This window comes from Fervidobacterium riparium, assembly GCF_025370035.1.
In the GTDB taxonomy this organism is placed as follows: Bacteria; Thermotogota; Thermotogae; order Thermotogales; family Fervidobacteriaceae; genus Fervidobacterium; species Fervidobacterium gondwanense.
Genome location: NZ_CP009277.1, coordinates 1,044,888 through 1,059,026, shown reverse-complemented (window position 1 = coordinate 1,059,026; position 14,139 = coordinate 1,044,888). Strand labels below are relative to the sequence as shown.

Sequence of the window (14,139 nt, the reverse complement as noted above, 5' to 3'; positions counted from 1 at the left end):
TGTTATTATTTTCTTTCTACCCTTGGCTTATCATCGTAGGTAGTTATCTTACCGCCAAGAACATTCTGTATATATTCTACAACAACGTCAGCCATGACGTAGAAGGTATTGTATCCTTTTTGACCCTTGAGAGTTGCGTATCCGTCGCCACCCGCTGCCATATAGTCATTCGTGACAACTTTGTAAATCTTTTCTGGGTCAACTGGTTTTCCACCGATGAGTAACTCTGTAAGTTTTCCGCCTTCTGCTTTCCATGTTGCGCCAGCAACCTGTAAGAATGCTCCCTGACCGTTCGGAACGGAAGCGGCGTATTCAAAAACCTTAACTAAGTCAGAGCCCTTCATTTCAAGAACGTAAAGGGTGTTTCCGAATGGCAGCACTGTGAGTACATCGCGAATCTTTATCTCACCCGGTTTTATCGATGCCCTTATACCTCCACCATTTGTAAGTGCCACATCTGCACCTGTTTTCCACTTCATTGAATCTGCTATCAAGTTTGCGAGGTTCGTTGTCTTTGATCTGACATCCGCTCTTTCACCGTTCAGGAGTATTTCGGTTCTGCCGATTACCGTATCAAGTTTTGCGCCACCTAATTTTTTGAAGTAATCAAGAGCGGTCTTCACATAAGGTGCTTCAGGTGTCACAACCTGGTATATATTCTTACCTGCTTCGTCTTTTCCAACAACCTTTGATTGGATAACCGGTATAGCACTCCACTCTATTTTTACAACCTTACCGTTTTCAACTTCCATATCGATTTTTCCAAGAACCTTCGCCCATTCAAATGCTTGAACAATTGGAACACCATTGACAACCATTGGTGATGTCATATTTGTATGGCTGTGTCCATCAATTATTAAGTCTATACCTTCAACATTCTGTGCCAATTGGTCTGCAGTCGTATAAATATCTGAATATCCTTGCCCAACGCCAAGGTGTGTGAGAGCGATTACAACATCTGCCTGTTTTCTAATTTCTGGTACCAATTGTTTTGCAACCTCGATAACATTTTTGAATTCGAGGTCTTCTGAATTTGGCCCCTCTAAAATCTTAGTATGCTCAGTTGTAAAACCAATTATAGCTATTCTAACTCCTCCAACGTTCTTAATTATGTATTGTGTAAAGAGTGGTTCGCCACCTTTGTAAATATTCGCACTCAAGAATGGAAACTTTGCCCACGAGATTTGTTTTAAAAGCACATCGCGTGGTTTGTCAAACTCGTGGTTTCCTACTGCGACTGCATCAAGCTTCATTCTGTTGAGAACGAAAATGTCAGGTAAGGCATTTAACAAATCCGACTCCGGAACACCTGTATTGATGTCACCAGCGTGTAAGAATAGAACGTTTGGATTTACTTTGCGTTCGGCATCAATAATAGACGCAACTGTTGCGAATCCGCCAATGACATTTCCTGCTGAATCGGTGAAGGACCATGCATGACCATGAGTATCATTGACGTGGAAAACCGTGATCTTAACCGATAACGCCAAAAGACTCAACACTAAGAAAAGCAGAACAATGTACTTTCTCATACCTTATCCCTCCTTTTAAAGATATTGGCAAAATTAATTATACTACAATAATGTTAATTAAAAAAGTTTTTCTATAAGCGACATGGCGATTTCTACAACAAAAAGGAGAATAATCATCCATTCTAAAAAGTTAGCCTTACTTTCGCTGTGAATTTCAAGCAATACACTAGCAACTTCAAAAGCATGGTCAAGTTTTGTTGTAACATTTTTGTACCGTCTTGATAATTCATAGTAACGGGAGAGCTTCTGATATATTTGATCATAGACTTCGCTTTCCCAAGTAATGTCTGGTTTATCCAGAATCATAACGTCGGATAGTATTTCGTGGCGAGTCTTCAATATTTTCATTGCTAATCCGAGAGATTTTCTTCCTTTTGCTACTTTTCCTTTTTCAGAGAGAAATTTTTCTATTTCGTCTATGAGAACACCTGTCTTTTGTTCAACTCGCTCTAAAGAGACACTCTGAGCTAATACGAATGCTACAGTTGCGATAACACCGTCGTCAAGCTTTGGAATGTAAAACCTATCTTCAAAAACCTCAAACTCCTTCTCTTTATTCGCTATAATTTCGAGTGTTTCAACAGAGGTATGTTTGACCTGACCAACCACGTATTCATCGAGCTCTGATAGTAAACTGTTAAATTGCTTTGTTGGAACATTCAACCCGACAACAGCACCAAATGAATAGACATATACCATGCCATCACCATACTTGAACTTAAAAGGTTCTTCCCATCTTATGTACTCAACATGCGAGGATTTCTCTTGCATTAATTTTTTTATATCAATATCATCACCTAAATCTAATGCTATGAACTTCACACAATACACCTCTCATTTTAGGATAATTTCCATCTTATTTTCCAATTGCTCAATTACAACAAGGTTGCCATAAGAATACACTATTCTACCACCATAAATCGAAAATGCTCCTCGTACTCTTAAATAATAAAACCTCGGCAAATGGTGACCAATAGGAATCTCAACGCTTAGTTTGTTTGCAAATTTTCTTATTATGGGTTTTTGAGTTAAGAAATCATAAAGAATCTCACCACTCTCAGATGCTGTGTGATTTCTCAAGAAAGGGTAATACCTTGTCATAGTCGAAAGAAATTCTCTAAGGCTATTATACATCTCCTTCCAAGTTTTCCCATCAGGATTTCTGTCTTTGGAGAATAAATCATCAGGATGCAGGAAGTACTGAAATGTACCAAAGGTCATGAGTGAAAGTATTGAACTTGCCAAGAGATTTTCAGCGGGATAGTATCCAAATGTGGTTCTCGGCATTACAACAACTTTTCCATGAATAACTTCAAATTCATCGAAAAGCTTTTGAGTTGTGGTGTAAGATGTGCCTATGACTTTAATGCTTGGAAAAGTTCTTAGCAATTCTTCAACTCCGAACGAGTCTATTATATTATTAGGTGCGACATAAACATATGGTATGTAGTTGTCTCCTAATGTGTTCTTTAGAAAAGTTTTGTAAAGCTTTAGAACCGTTTCGAGATTTTCAGGTTTCCAATTTTCTTGAGTCAAGTGAATATGATTGTATCCGTGCAACCCTATCTCGTAAGAGCTGCTGATAAGTTCTTGAAGAGCTCGCATCTGTTCTGGTGTATTCGTATACTCTTGAAAACTAAATGGCCAAGTCACGGAAGCATTATAATTTGCGACAAATATAGTAGTATATTTAATCGAAAACTCCTTCGAAAGTTGCTTCATCATTGGCCACCAGATGTTGTAGTAGAACTCATTGTCAGTGATATCTCCAAATTCTCTCGTAATTATGTCAATCTTCCTTTTATATGCAGGTAATGGAAAGTCATCAAGATGCATAGACCAGCTGTTCACTATAGGTTGTATTGATACTTTAAGCTGTGACAAAGCACTTTGCATAAGCAAGCCTCTGTAGGTTTTACTTACCAATTCAATTGGGTAGAATATCACGGTACCATTTCCAAGTGGAATTGACCAAACAAGCGCTTCGCCATTTGATGAGGTTACAAGAACCTTCGAATTTTGTGGTGGTTTTTCCCAACTGATGTTCTTCTTTACATTAAATTTCAAATTTGCCGGCACTGGAAAAACTTCGTCACTTACTGTCATGTAATCAACAAAACTTAAGTTACTACCTTTTCCAATAATAACAGCAGTTCCACCATTAGATAAATAACTTACAAGGTTCTTGTCGGCCGGTGGATAACTACCACCAAAATGAAACACCAAATCATATGTGGACAGTACAGATGACATCTGCTTTTTCCATTGATATTTGAATGAGGTGTAATCAAGAGCTTTCCGAAGCTCATAGTTATCTTGACCAACAACTAATATTTTGAATTCTTCATCATTGCCAATAAGTATGTTCGAAAAAATCTTCTGAAGGTCGAGTACAATTTTCCCGTCATCATCGAAAAGATAGTTGTACGCTATCAGTCCACCAAGTGGACTTAGAAAAGCCATGTTATATGTATTACCTTGCTGATCTTTCAGTTCAACAAGAGTTTTGATAAACGTACTTATTGGTGTGTAGCGCTCAACATCTCTTTCATTTTCAAATTTCAGCAAGGTCGTGTTTATAAAATTCTCATTTATATTTATGGTACTTGGTTTAACCTTTCTCCAGCCGAAATAGTATGACAAACCAAGCAGATTATACACAGAATTGATTTCATATAAACCCGGATGGTTTTCACCAGATGAATCAAGTGTTGCTCCGAGATTGTTTATAATGAATAACTTTCCACCATTGATCAAAAACATCGAGAGTTTCTCGAGATACTTCTTAGCATCTCTCATTTGAGGCGTGTAATAGCATGTTACTATTAAATCATAATTATTTAAATCAAAACTGATGAAGTTCAGACTTTCGACATCAATTATTTCGTAATCTTCAAGTATGTCTTTCAAGGCTGGGGCAACATACTTCAGAAGGATACTGTATCCATATCCCTGTTCTGATCCCTTATACAGCAAGAGAGTCTTTGAATATACAATTGTTTCTGATAGTATTAAAGACCATATTAGAACAATCATGACTTTTACAAACTTATTAAGTGTTTTGTATTGCACTACTCAAAACCTCCTCATACAACCTTCTGTACTCGCTAATCATCTTTTCTAAGTTGTATTTTTCCTGTACAATTTTTCTTCCATTTTCACCAAAAGTTTTGCACAAGTGTTTATCTGATGCTAAAACATCAAGTTTTTCAGCCATGGCTTGATAATCTTTCGGCTCAACAACAAAACCAGATTGCCCATCAGGGTCAAGCGCGATTTCTGGGCAATTCCCTACGTTTGTAACAACAACTGGAATGCCTGATGCCATAGCCTCTAATTGTACAAGCGGTTGACCCTCGGAGATACTGCTTATTAGCAAAACATCGATCAGAGGATAATAATCCAAGACATTCGCCCTGCCAGTGAATATTACCTTTTCTTCCAAGTTAAAAAGTCTAACAATGTCAACGCACCTTTGATAATATTCTTCATCCTCGTCTGTTGGTCCGATGATGTACAATTTTGAATTTGGATGCTTCTTTACAAAAATATCGAACGCTTTAATTCCAGTTATCACGTCTTTTATTGGCACAACCCTGCGACCCTGGCCAAAGTGGGATGTGAAATTGGAGGGATGAGTTAACAAATAAAAAAGAGAGTTAACAAAAAGGGGGAACCGTGCCAAAATTGTATCGAACACCAATCAATACGAAAGGAGGCACAGTTCCCCGTGATCAAAGTTATTATACCAGAAAAATCATTAGAAGCTATTGCGAAAATTGTCTTTAAGAGGTCAAGGAGGATGTTTACGAGGAAATATTCGGATTTAGACATATTAAGAGTCATCATTGCAATGTGTTTGACGAAATGTCAGTATGTGAGGGAGTTCTACGATGAAGTCAAGAGAGGGAATATCTATTATCCATACAAGTTACCAACTCGGCAGACGTTAACGTATCGGATGAAATATATAGACAAAGCGAAGATATCAGGAATAATGAAGAAGGTAGCAGGGAGCATACTTGCGATAGATTCGAGCGAGTTGAGAAATAAGAAAGAGAGATTGCATGCGTTGTACAACAGCAAAGAGAAAGTAGTAGTGGACTTCGAGGTAAGTGAGAGGCGAGAATGGGACGTAGGGATAGAAATGACGAAAGGGTGCAAAGGTAGTTTAATAATAGGAGACAGGGGATATCACGTTAAAAAGTTCAGGGCAGAAGGGGAAGGAGAAAAGATAATCAGGCCGAGGGGAAAAGCTGGTGAAGAATTCATGAAAAGTGAGCTGATGAGGGCGATATACAGGAAGAGGTGGGAGATAGAGTACTATTTTGAAAGGTTGAAACTGGGATTAGTGATAGAGAAGATAAACAAAGCGACGTTGTTTACGAAGTTAACGATAAGGTTAATTGGGCAGGAGTTAACATACTTGATAGGGATGCTGAAGAAACAACCGAAGCTATACACAGTTCTGTTCACTTAGATTTTACATTGGCCAGGGTGACAACCCTGCCAATCATTCCTATGTTAAATGTGTCATGTTCGACAGGCTCGATTGCTGAAAACTTTTTAACATCAATACCATTGGGAATAACTCGAGACTTGCGGATATCGGCGTTCAACTCAAATTGGAAGAGCTGATTTTTTTCAAAGAGGGTTGTTAGCGCATCACACTCTTGATAAGCAGTTTCACTTATGAGTCTGAAAATCTCAATCCATGTCTTCTTATATATTTCTTGAATACTCGTTGATTTTATGATCTCTATTTCTCTTTCACGATGATATATCCCGTGTTCTGTTACTATCAGCTTTCCCTTGTGTATATATTTTCCAGAAAGAGCGCTGAGAACTGCGTAGCCGGTGGTTGTTGAATGATATATATCAGCTTTTGGTGGGATTGATTGGATGGCGCTTAAAATTGGAAGCACAAAACCTATAATTGTCCAATAGAAACTTGGAAACCCTTCTTCATAAAAGTAACGTTCGTAAATGTCAACCAGAAATTGCCAAAATGTCTTGCTTTGAAGTATATAATCAATATGTTTTCCTGAAACAGATCTAAGGATGTTAGAAAAAAACTCAACTCTACTTTCCTTCAAAAAGAGTAGTTGTCTTATGTTACGAACTATTTCCTTTTCATCTAACATTTCTCCGTCCTTCTTGAAATCCACAGAAAAAAGCGGATATTCGTACACGCTCTTCAAATTAACTGGCATTTTATAAGAAAAAGGACGTGACCATTTCCACGGTGCTAAATGGACCACGTCGAATTCTACGTCAGGTATATTTTCAATTATCATTTGAATCCATGAAGAAACCCCACCTGTAATGTAAGGATACGTTCCTTCAACAATCAAGCATACACGCATAAAATTACGAAATTTCTATGATCTCAACCTCAAATATAAGGTTCTTTCCAGCCAACGGATGGTTTGCATCAAGTATCGCAACATTTTCATTGAGTTCCTCAATTCGCACAACGAAGAAACCACCGTCTTGTTGGTGAACTTCAAGAAGGTCTCCTACATTAGCATCTTCAGGAAGCATCGATCTTTGAACACTGAATTTTAAGTCTTCTCTTACTGGGCCATAAGCTTTTTCAAAAGGTATAAGAAATTTCTTCCTATCACCAATTTCCAAACCGATAAGTTCTTCTTCAAAACCTTGAATAACTTGACCTGCTCCAACTACAAATTCGAGCGGTTCTCTGTTGAGCGAAGTGTCAAAAACCTGACCATCCTCAAACATCCCTGTGTAATGAACCTTGATCTTATCTCCATTCTTAATACCCATAAAATCACATCCTTTGTTTTTTTCGACATTTTGATTATAGCACAAAATTTCAAAATCAAAAGTCGCTTCTTTTTCTCCTTACTGATCCTTGTTTAACGAACACAGAAACATAATGCCTTTTCGTCGTTGTATTAGGAGTATGGATATGAATACTAACATGAGTTGTTCTTCTAAAAAGTGGAAAAGTTTTCTTCGCTTTAGGAACAGGTCTACTTTTCTTGCTGTTCTGCTTTTCTGATAATTTGTGGGCCTCAGAATTAGTATTCTGTTCTGACACTTTATACATCAGGTAGAACACAAACAGTGTGAGTAATGTGTTCAATAGATAAAACAATCCAGTAACTCCAAAAAGCTTATTGTAATCTGTCTCACCGGTTACAGACAATTTTGTAAATATTTGTGCTGACACTGCCCGCATGACATTATTAACAAAGTAGCTCAATCCTGAATATGTAGCTATGTACTGTCTTGGAAGATAAGATAGGCAGAATACCATGTAGAGCGGTGTTGAAATATTTATCAAGACGTATCTGAGAATGTAAGCAATGCTGAAAACATATGAATTAAGCATGAAAATTGGCATCAGGAAAATTAGAACTGAAACACTAAGGTATATCAAAAACAGCGACAATTTATAGCCGTATCTGTGAGTAAGTTTGTGTGAAAAAAGAGATGTCGCCGCTGTGGATAACTGAGATATCGCAAGCACAACAGTAATCATAGCCGTTGAGAATGAAAATAGGTCATAGAAAATGACATTTCCAAAATTTATAAAAACTCCAGCAGCCAAACTAACAAGCGCACCGGAAGATATGTAATAAATTAACATTATCAGCTGTGACGGTGACAATTCATTTTTCCTCTTAATTAATCTTTTCTTTATACGAACATTTGGAAATGCCAATACTGGCAATATAGACAATATTGCAAGTATCATTGAGATATTGAGACTTGGATACAGACCAATACGTTCTGAGAGTACCCCAGCACCGAAATATCCAATGACACCGGTGATCATTACTATAGCGAAATTTATATTGGAATTTCTTAGCCTCTTTTTTTCGTCTGAGTTTTCAATAACGGATATCGTGGGCATTATGACTGATGTATCGAAAAATCCAAACAAAAAGGATATCAAATACAAGTATAATGATCCTTGTACATTAAGAAGCCTAAGCATTCCAAATAATCCATAAAGAGGCATCGTAAATAAGATGGTCTTTTTTCTTCCTATCTTATCTGAAATCCCGGCAAACAAGAACCCCCCGATAGCCATTCCCCAAGAATAATAAAATGTTGCATTTCCTATAACAGCATTGGGGATATTATGTGACTTAAGATACAAATTAAATAGCGCAGTGTAAGCAGCACGCGATATACCAACCAGAAGGGTATAAAGATTGATAAGAAATATCAAACCAATCCCCCCAATATTCCTTTAACATTCTTCCCTTAAGTTAAATCCATAAAAGGCATCGTAACTTCAGCCATAAAGCAAGATTGTGTAACGGATTTATGAATAAAAGCCTGTATGTTCATCTTCCAGAATGATTTAAAATAGCTCATTACGGATTATAGCACAAAACCTCCAATTTCTATCTTTGCAATTATGTAACGACAAATGTGTTTGTTAAGTAAACTCATCTAACTATGGACACCTAAAATTAACATATCTTTTTCGTCTTTGTTACCTATGACTTGTTTAATTAATTGATTTTTCTGCAATAGAATGTATGATATTCTACGGAACACTTCTGCGGGGTGATAAGATGTTTGAGGGTTTAAGGGATAAGTTATCCAATGCATTTAAGACATTGGCTGGTAAAGGAAAGATCACAGAGAGGAATATAGAAGAAGCCATACAAATAGTAAAGACGTCTCTCTTAGCAGCAGACGTTAACTACAAAGTAGTTAAAGAGTTTGTTGAAGAGATCAAGAAAAAGGCACTTGGCGAAGAGGTGCTTAAATCACTTACTCCTGATCAGATGTTCATTAAAATAGTTAGAGACGAACTAATAAAATTGTTGGGTGAGAAAGAATCGTTCAGGTTGATTCACAACCCATCGTACGTTATGATGGTAGGTCTTCAGGGTACCGGTAAAACAACAAGTGCTGCTAAGATAGCTAACTATCTTAAAAAGCAAGGTAAACATCCAATTTTAGTTGCCGCTGATACTTACCGACCTGCAGCAATTGATCAGTTGGAAACCTTAGGAAAAAAGATAAATGTGCCAGTCATAACTGGTGATAGAAAGAATGCGTTGAAAATCGTTGAGGAAGCAATGAAGCAAGTTAAGGATAGCGGATATGATGTCGTAATTTTAGATACTGCCGGACGTTTACATATCGACGATGAAATGATGAATGAACTTGAAAAGATAAAGGACATGGTAAATCCAGATGAGATACTCCTAACTGTCGATGCCATGGCCGGTCAAGATGCCGTTAATTCTGGTAAGGTTTTCAACGAAAGGCTTGACGTGAGTGGATTTGTTGTTACAAAACTCGACGGTGACTCACGCGGTGGTGTAATACTCACAATAAGATATATCACCGGAAAACCCATTAAATTTGTTGGTGTTGGAGAAAAGATAGATGATTTCGACGAGTTCTATCCCGACAGAATGGCAAACAGAATTCTTGGTTTAGGTGATGTGCTTTCTCTGATCGAAAAAGTTGAGAGAGAATTAGACCAAGAAAAGATGCAAAAGATGGGCGAAAAATTCATGAGAGCGGAATTTACTTTGGACGATTTCAGAGAGCAGATTAAAGAGATCAAAAAGCTTGGAATGGACAAGATTCTTGAGGCTCTGCCTGGTGCGCCCGAAGTCGATTTGAACACAAGTGAAAAAGAACTTAAGAAAGTGGAGGCTATAATTAACTCAATGACACCAGAAGAGCGAAACAATCCTTCAATAATAAACGCAAGTAGAAAGAAGAGAATCGCCAATGGGAGCGGTACAACAGTGCAAGATATAAACAAACTCTTGAAATCTTATGAAGAAATGAAAAAGCTTATGAAGATGATGAAAAAAGGGAGAATGCCATTCGGTTTGAAGGGCTTGAAATTCTGACGATGTCATCACATAGAAAACTTAGGAGGTGTTGTTAGTGGTTAGGATTAGATTAACACGCATGGGAAAGAAGAAACAACCATTCTACAGAATCGTCGTCGTTGATCAAAGAAAGAAACGCGATGGTGCGTACATCGAGAGCCTTGGTTATTACAACCCACTCAAGGAACCATATGAAGTGAAGGTTGACATTGATAAAGCAGTTGAGTGGATGTTGAAAGGTGCTCAGCCAAGTGAAACAGTTTCAAAACTTCTTGGAAAACTTGGACTTTACGAAAAGCTTGAAGCTGCAAAAGCAAAGAAGTGAGAAGTTTAAGGATAAGCATTCTTGACTATGGAACGGTCAGAAGGAGGCATAAGCGTGAAAGATTTCCTCGAGTACGTCCTCAAGTCAATAGCAAAACACCCAGACGATGTCGTAGTAGTCGAGTATGAAGAGGGCGGAAAAAAGGTTTTTGATATTTCTGTCCATCCAGAGGATGTGGGTCAGGTTATCGGTAAAGACGGCAGGACAATCAAATCTATTAAGATATTGCTTTCCGCTATGGCCGATGATTCTGACTTCATCCTGAAGGTGATAAGATGAGGAAAGTAGAAGAACTTTTGAAAGAAAAGATACCTGTTGGTGTATTGAGTAATACTCACGGTTTAAATGGAGATTTGAAACTACACACTTTTACAAATGTGCCAGAAGTAATTGCTAAGCTCGTTGAAGTAATAGCATATAATGAGGCTCAGAAAAAGTTTACGTATTGCAAATTCGAAAAGATCAAAAAGGCTCACGGATATTTTATTGTCCACATAGCTGGTGTAAATACTATATCTGAAGCTGAGAAACTTAAAGGATTTGTAATTTATGTAGACAAATCGGCATTTCCAAAGTCGAAAGATGGAGAATATTACTTCTACGAACTACTCAATTCCGAAGTCTATGACGAAAACGAAAATTATATTGGTCTTGTTGAAGACATCGTAGAAACTGGGAATAACGATGTGATAGTTGTGAAGAAGAATAAAAGCTCTAAGGAAGAGATTATGATTCCAGTTATTGAACGGTACGTTCTAAAGATCGACAAGGAAGGAAAGAAAATTCAGGTCAAGCTTCCGGAGTGGTTAGAGTGAGAGTAGGTGTAGTTACCATATTCCCGGACTTTGTAAAAGTAATAAAAGATTACGGAGTAATTGCACAGGCTGTTGAGAATGGTCTCATTGACATTGAAATATTTAATTTGAGGGATTTTACAACAGACAAACACAAAGTTGTTGACGACTACCCATATGGCGGTGGACCGGGTATGGTAATGAAGCCCGAACCATTTTTTAGATTCTTCGAGTTTTACAATCAAAAGTACGGAAAACCTTACGTTTTACTTACAACACCACAAGGAAAAAGACTTACAAATAGCTTTGCTCAAGAATTAGCATCAAAGGAACATATACTGATAATTTGCGGTCGGTACGAAGGAATAGATGAGCGAGTCAGTCATTTTGTCGATGAAGAAGTATCTATAGGTGATTATGTTCTTACTGGTGGAGAGTTACCTGCAATGGTAGTTATAGACGTCGTGTCAAGGTTTGTATCAGGAGTCGTTGAGGAGGAATCGGTAAAGAACGATTCTTTCTACAATGACTTATTAGACCACCCACATTATACACGTCCAAGGGAAATTGAGGGTTTCAAAGTGCCAGAAGTGTTGGTCAGCGGCAATCACGAAGAAGTAGAACTGTGGAGAAGGAAAGAATCGCTCAAAAAGACGATACTTAAGAGACCTGACTTGTTCATGAAACACGCATTTGATGATTTAGACAAGAAGGCTTTAATAAGCCTCTTCAAGGAGTTGATGTCAAATGCTCAATAAAGTTTACACTGCGCTGATACATTACCCTGTGCTCGGGAGAGACGGTAGAATAATAACCACGGCTGTAACTAACTTAGACATACACGATATAGCAAGAAGCTCCCGCACATACAATATCAAAAAATATTATGTTGTCACTCATCTTCCAGCTCAGCAAGATATCGTAAGAAAGGTGCTCGGTTATTGGACGGATGGGTTTGGTAAAACCTATAATCCAAATCGTTCTGATGCATTGTCTATTGTCGAGCTAAAGTCATACGTCGAAGATGTCATAAAGGACATAGAAGAATCGGAAGGACAAAAACCAATAGTTATGTTCACTTCAGCAAAAGTCAGGCCAAACACAATAACATACGAAGAAGGAAGAAAGATTATCCTTGAAGACGAAAGACCAGTATTATTGCTTTTCGGAACTGGTTGGGGAATGCCTAAGGAACTCGAAAATATGTGCGATTACTCTTTGGAACCAGTAAGAGGAAAGAGCGACTTTAATCACCTATCCGTTAGAGCAGCGGTAGCGATAATACTTGATAGATTGATTGGTGAATCAGTCATCGAAGAAAAGTAAAATAGCAAAAGGGAGGTCATACATATGAGCATGGACAACTTAGTGAGAATCATCGAAAAGAGCCAACTTAAGGAAGTTCCTCAGTTCAGACCTGGAGATACCGTAAGAGTCCACGTGAGAGTAAGAGAAGGTGACAAGGAAAGAATCCAGGCTTATGAAGGTATCGTTATAGCTATCAGAGGTTCGGGAGTTAGCAAAACGTTCACAGTAAGAAGAGTTGCTGCAGGCGGAATAGGTGTTGAAAGAATATTCCCACTTTATGCTCCAACCATTGAAAAGGTAGAGGTTATAAAGAAAGGAAGAGTGAGAAGGGCAAAGCTTTACTATCTCAGAAACGTCAAGGGTAAGGTGAAAATTAAGGAGAGAAAATAAAATGCCCAAATCAAATATTACAGATAAAAGAACAAAAGAAGGGCAGAAAGCTAAAAGCATAGTTAAGGAAGTTTTTTTGACTTTAATCTATGCGGTAGTTGCAGCAACTATAATAAGAATTTTTGTGTTTGAAACAATGCTCGTCCCTACACCATCTATGGTCCCCACAATAAATGTAGGGGACCGTCTGTTTGTTGAAAAAATAACATATTCGGCACGCGAACCAGAAATAGGAGAGATAGTAGTATTCTATACTCCTTTCCCTGACGAGAGAGCCCAGCAAATGCTAAGAGCATTCGACAAGTTCATGGATATGTTCACACCAAAGCAATTCTCAGGCTCTGTAAAATATGTTAAACGTCTTGTTGCAAAAGAAGGAGATGTTATAACTCTCAAAAATGTCGACGGAAACTGGAAATTATTTGTAAACGGTAAGATACCGGAACATTTAAAGAGCGTGAATTATACTCTTGAAGGAATATTTAAGTATCCAAAACTGTGGAGCTATCTTGCTGAGGCAAGCCGGTTGAGAAATGACAAGCCAAAATACCGAGAATATCTCTTTAATTTAGCTTCAAGAGATGGGAACGAGATTGCGAATATAGTATTTAGCATATTGGGTGGTCTTGAGCCTGTACCCTACGGTATAGATTACACTGTATTTGTCGATAGATATCTTATCCCAAACAATATCGACTTCTCAAACTATGTATGGGAAGAGAACGGGCAAGTTTATGTAAAGATCCCAAAAGGTTTCTATTTCTTCATGGGAGATAATTCTTCACAAAGTCTTGACAGTAGATATTTCGGTTTCGTTCCAAAAAGTGCGGTTGTTGGACGTCCAATTCTTAGAATTTGGCCTTTCAAAGCATTTGGACCTGTTCAGCCATTGATTGCAGAGAAGAAATAAGAAGAATGAAGCGGGGAGCTTTCCCCGCTTTTTT

The 14,139-nt window shown here is 37.9% G+C and carries 16 protein-coding genes; 9 read left to right on the top strand and 7 right to left on the bottom strand.

Translation table 11 applies throughout. From position 1 onward, the window contains the following. Window positions 1–5: 5 nt before the first annotated feature. The 4 genes from IB67_RS04830 to pelF (IB67_RS04815) are packed head-to-tail and all read right to left on the bottom strand — an operon-like array spanning window position 6 to window position 5,124. On the bottom strand, window positions 6–1,532 hold the full coding sequence (locus tag IB67_RS04830) for a 5'-nucleotidase C-terminal domain-containing protein (protein WP_434223562.1): 1,527 nt from the start codon (window positions 1,530–1,532) through the stop codon (window positions 6–8). A gap of 57 nt (window positions 1,533–1,589) precedes the next feature. Further along, window positions 1,590–2,354 carry an RMD1 family protein gene (locus IB67_RS04825; protein ID WP_339744766.1) on the bottom strand — a complete coding sequence of 255 codons (765 nt, stop codon included), beginning with the start codon at window positions 2,352–2,354 and terminating at the stop codon, window positions 1,590–1,592. 12 nt (window positions 2,355–2,366) lie between these two features. After that, on the bottom strand, window positions 2,367–4,604 hold the full coding sequence (locus IB67_RS04820; protein WP_339744763.1) for a DUF2194 domain-containing protein: 2,238 nt from the start codon (window positions 4,602–4,604) through the stop codon (window positions 2,367–2,369). After that, complete coding sequence (gene pelF, locus IB67_RS04815) at window positions 4,585–5,124, bottom strand: GT4 family glycosyltransferase PelF (RefSeq protein WP_498875501.1); 540 nt, start codon at window positions 5,122–5,124, stop codon at window positions 4,585–4,587. The genes IB67_RS04820 and pelF (IB67_RS04815) overlap by 20 nt, the downstream gene beginning before the upstream one ends. Before the next feature lie 138 nt (window positions 5,125–5,262). Between pelF (IB67_RS04815) and IB67_RS04810 the strand changes: the two genes are divergently transcribed. After that, complete coding sequence (locus IB67_RS04810; protein WP_498875164.1) at window positions 5,263–6,012, top strand: transposase; 750 nt, start codon at window positions 5,263–5,265, stop codon at window positions 6,010–6,012. Here IB67_RS04810 and pelF (IB67_RS04805) read toward each other — a convergent pair. From pelF (IB67_RS04805) to IB67_RS04795, 3 genes are read right to left on the bottom strand one after another with little or no spacing between them, the layout of a single operon-like run. Then, on the bottom strand, window positions 6,005–6,898 hold the full coding sequence (gene pelF, locus IB67_RS04805) for a GT4 family glycosyltransferase PelF (protein ID WP_498875500.1): 894 nt from the start codon (window positions 6,896–6,898) through the stop codon (window positions 6,005–6,007). The genes IB67_RS04810 and pelF (IB67_RS04805) overlap by 8 nt on opposite strands. 4 nt (window positions 6,899–6,902) lie before the next feature. Beyond that, window positions 6,903–7,322: an FKBP-type peptidyl-prolyl cis-trans isomerase gene (locus IB67_RS04800; RefSeq protein WP_072758124.1), complete on the bottom strand. Its 420-nt coding sequence runs from the start codon at window positions 7,320–7,322 to the stop codon at window positions 6,903–6,905. 55 nt (window positions 7,323–7,377) lie between these two features. Next, on the bottom strand, window positions 7,378–8,739 hold the full coding sequence (locus tag IB67_RS04795) for an MFS transporter (RefSeq protein ID WP_498875499.1): 1,362 nt from the start codon (window positions 8,737–8,739) through the stop codon (window positions 7,378–7,380). 352 nt (window positions 8,740–9,091) lie between these two features. Between IB67_RS04795 and ffh the strand changes: the two genes are divergently transcribed. The 8 genes from ffh to lepB are packed head-to-tail and all read left to right on the top strand — an operon-like array spanning window position 9,092 to window position 14,105. Continuing rightward, window positions 9,092–10,396: a signal recognition particle protein gene (gene ffh / locus IB67_RS04790; protein ID WP_072758121.1), complete on the top strand. Its 1,305-nt coding sequence runs from the start codon at window positions 9,092–9,094 to the stop codon at window positions 10,394–10,396. Between the two features lie 37 nt (window positions 10,397–10,433). Beyond that, window positions 10,434–10,703: a 30S ribosomal protein S16 gene (gene rpsP / locus IB67_RS04785; protein WP_072758119.1), complete on the top strand. Its 270-nt coding sequence runs from the start codon at window positions 10,434–10,436 to the stop codon at window positions 10,701–10,703. Between the two features lie 54 nt (window positions 10,704–10,757). Further along, on the top strand, window positions 10,758–10,982 hold the full coding sequence (locus IB67_RS04780; RefSeq protein ID WP_072758117.1) for a KH domain-containing protein: 225 nt from the start codon (window positions 10,758–10,760) through the stop codon (window positions 10,980–10,982). Beyond that, window positions 10,979–11,518: a ribosome maturation factor RimM gene (gene rimM, locus IB67_RS04775; RefSeq protein WP_339744756.1), complete on the top strand. Its 540-nt coding sequence runs from the start codon at window positions 10,979–10,981 to the stop codon at window positions 11,516–11,518. The genes IB67_RS04780 and rimM overlap by 4 nt, the downstream gene beginning before the upstream one ends. After that, window positions 11,515–12,255: a tRNA (guanosine(37)-N1)-methyltransferase TrmD gene (trmD, locus tag IB67_RS04770; RefSeq protein ID WP_072758114.1), complete on the top strand. Its 741-nt coding sequence runs from the start codon at window positions 11,515–11,517 to the stop codon at window positions 12,253–12,255. Before rimM ends, trmD begins: the two co-directional genes overlap by 4 nt. Next, on the top strand, window positions 12,245–12,823 hold the full coding sequence (locus IB67_RS04765; protein WP_072758112.1) for an RNA methyltransferase: 579 nt from the start codon (window positions 12,245–12,247) through the stop codon (window positions 12,821–12,823). Before trmD ends, IB67_RS04765 begins: the two co-directional genes overlap by 11 nt. Window positions 12,824–12,847: 24 nt before the next feature. Beyond that, complete coding sequence (rplS, locus tag IB67_RS04760) at window positions 12,848–13,195, top strand: 50S ribosomal protein L19 (protein WP_072758110.1); 348 nt, start codon at window positions 12,848–12,850, stop codon at window positions 13,193–13,195. Between the two features lies 1 nt (window position 13,196). Then, window positions 13,197–14,105: a signal peptidase I gene (gene lepB / locus IB67_RS04755; protein WP_072758108.1), complete on the top strand. Its 909-nt coding sequence runs from the start codon at window positions 13,197–13,199 to the stop codon at window positions 14,103–14,105. The last annotated feature ends 34 nt before the right edge of the window (window positions 14,106–14,139 follow it).

Bases quoted from the DNA above. Each gene is read 5' to 3' on its own strand.
- ffh (WP_072758121.1), top strand. From the start codon at position 9,092: ATGTTTGAGGGTTTAAGGGATAAGTTATCCAATGCATTTAAGACATTG.
- rplS (WP_072758110.1), top strand. From the start codon at position 12,848: ATGAGCATGGACAACTTAGTGAGAATCATCGAAAAGAGCCAACTTAAG.
- rimM (WP_339744756.1), top strand. From the start codon at position 10,979: ATGAGGAAAGTAGAAGAACTTTTGAAAGAAAAGATACCTGTTGGTGTA.
- IB67_RS04800 (WP_072758124.1), bottom strand. From the start codon at position 7,322: ATGGGTATTAAGAATGGAGATAAGATCAAGGTTCATTACACAGGGATG.
- lepB (WP_072758108.1), top strand. From the start codon at position 13,197: ATGCCCAAATCAAATATTACAGATAAAAGAACAAAAGAAGGGCAGAAA.
- pelF (WP_498875500.1), bottom strand. From the start codon at position 6,898: ATGCGTGTATGCTTGATTGTTGAAGGAACGTATCCTTACATTACAGGT.
- IB67_RS04830 (WP_434223562.1), bottom strand. From the start codon at position 1,532: ATGAGAAAGTACATTGTTCTGCTTTTCTTAGTGTTGAGTCTTTTGGCG.
- IB67_RS04765 (WP_072758112.1), top strand. From the start codon at position 12,245: ATGCTCAATAAAGTTTACACTGCGCTGATACATTACCCTGTGCTCGGG.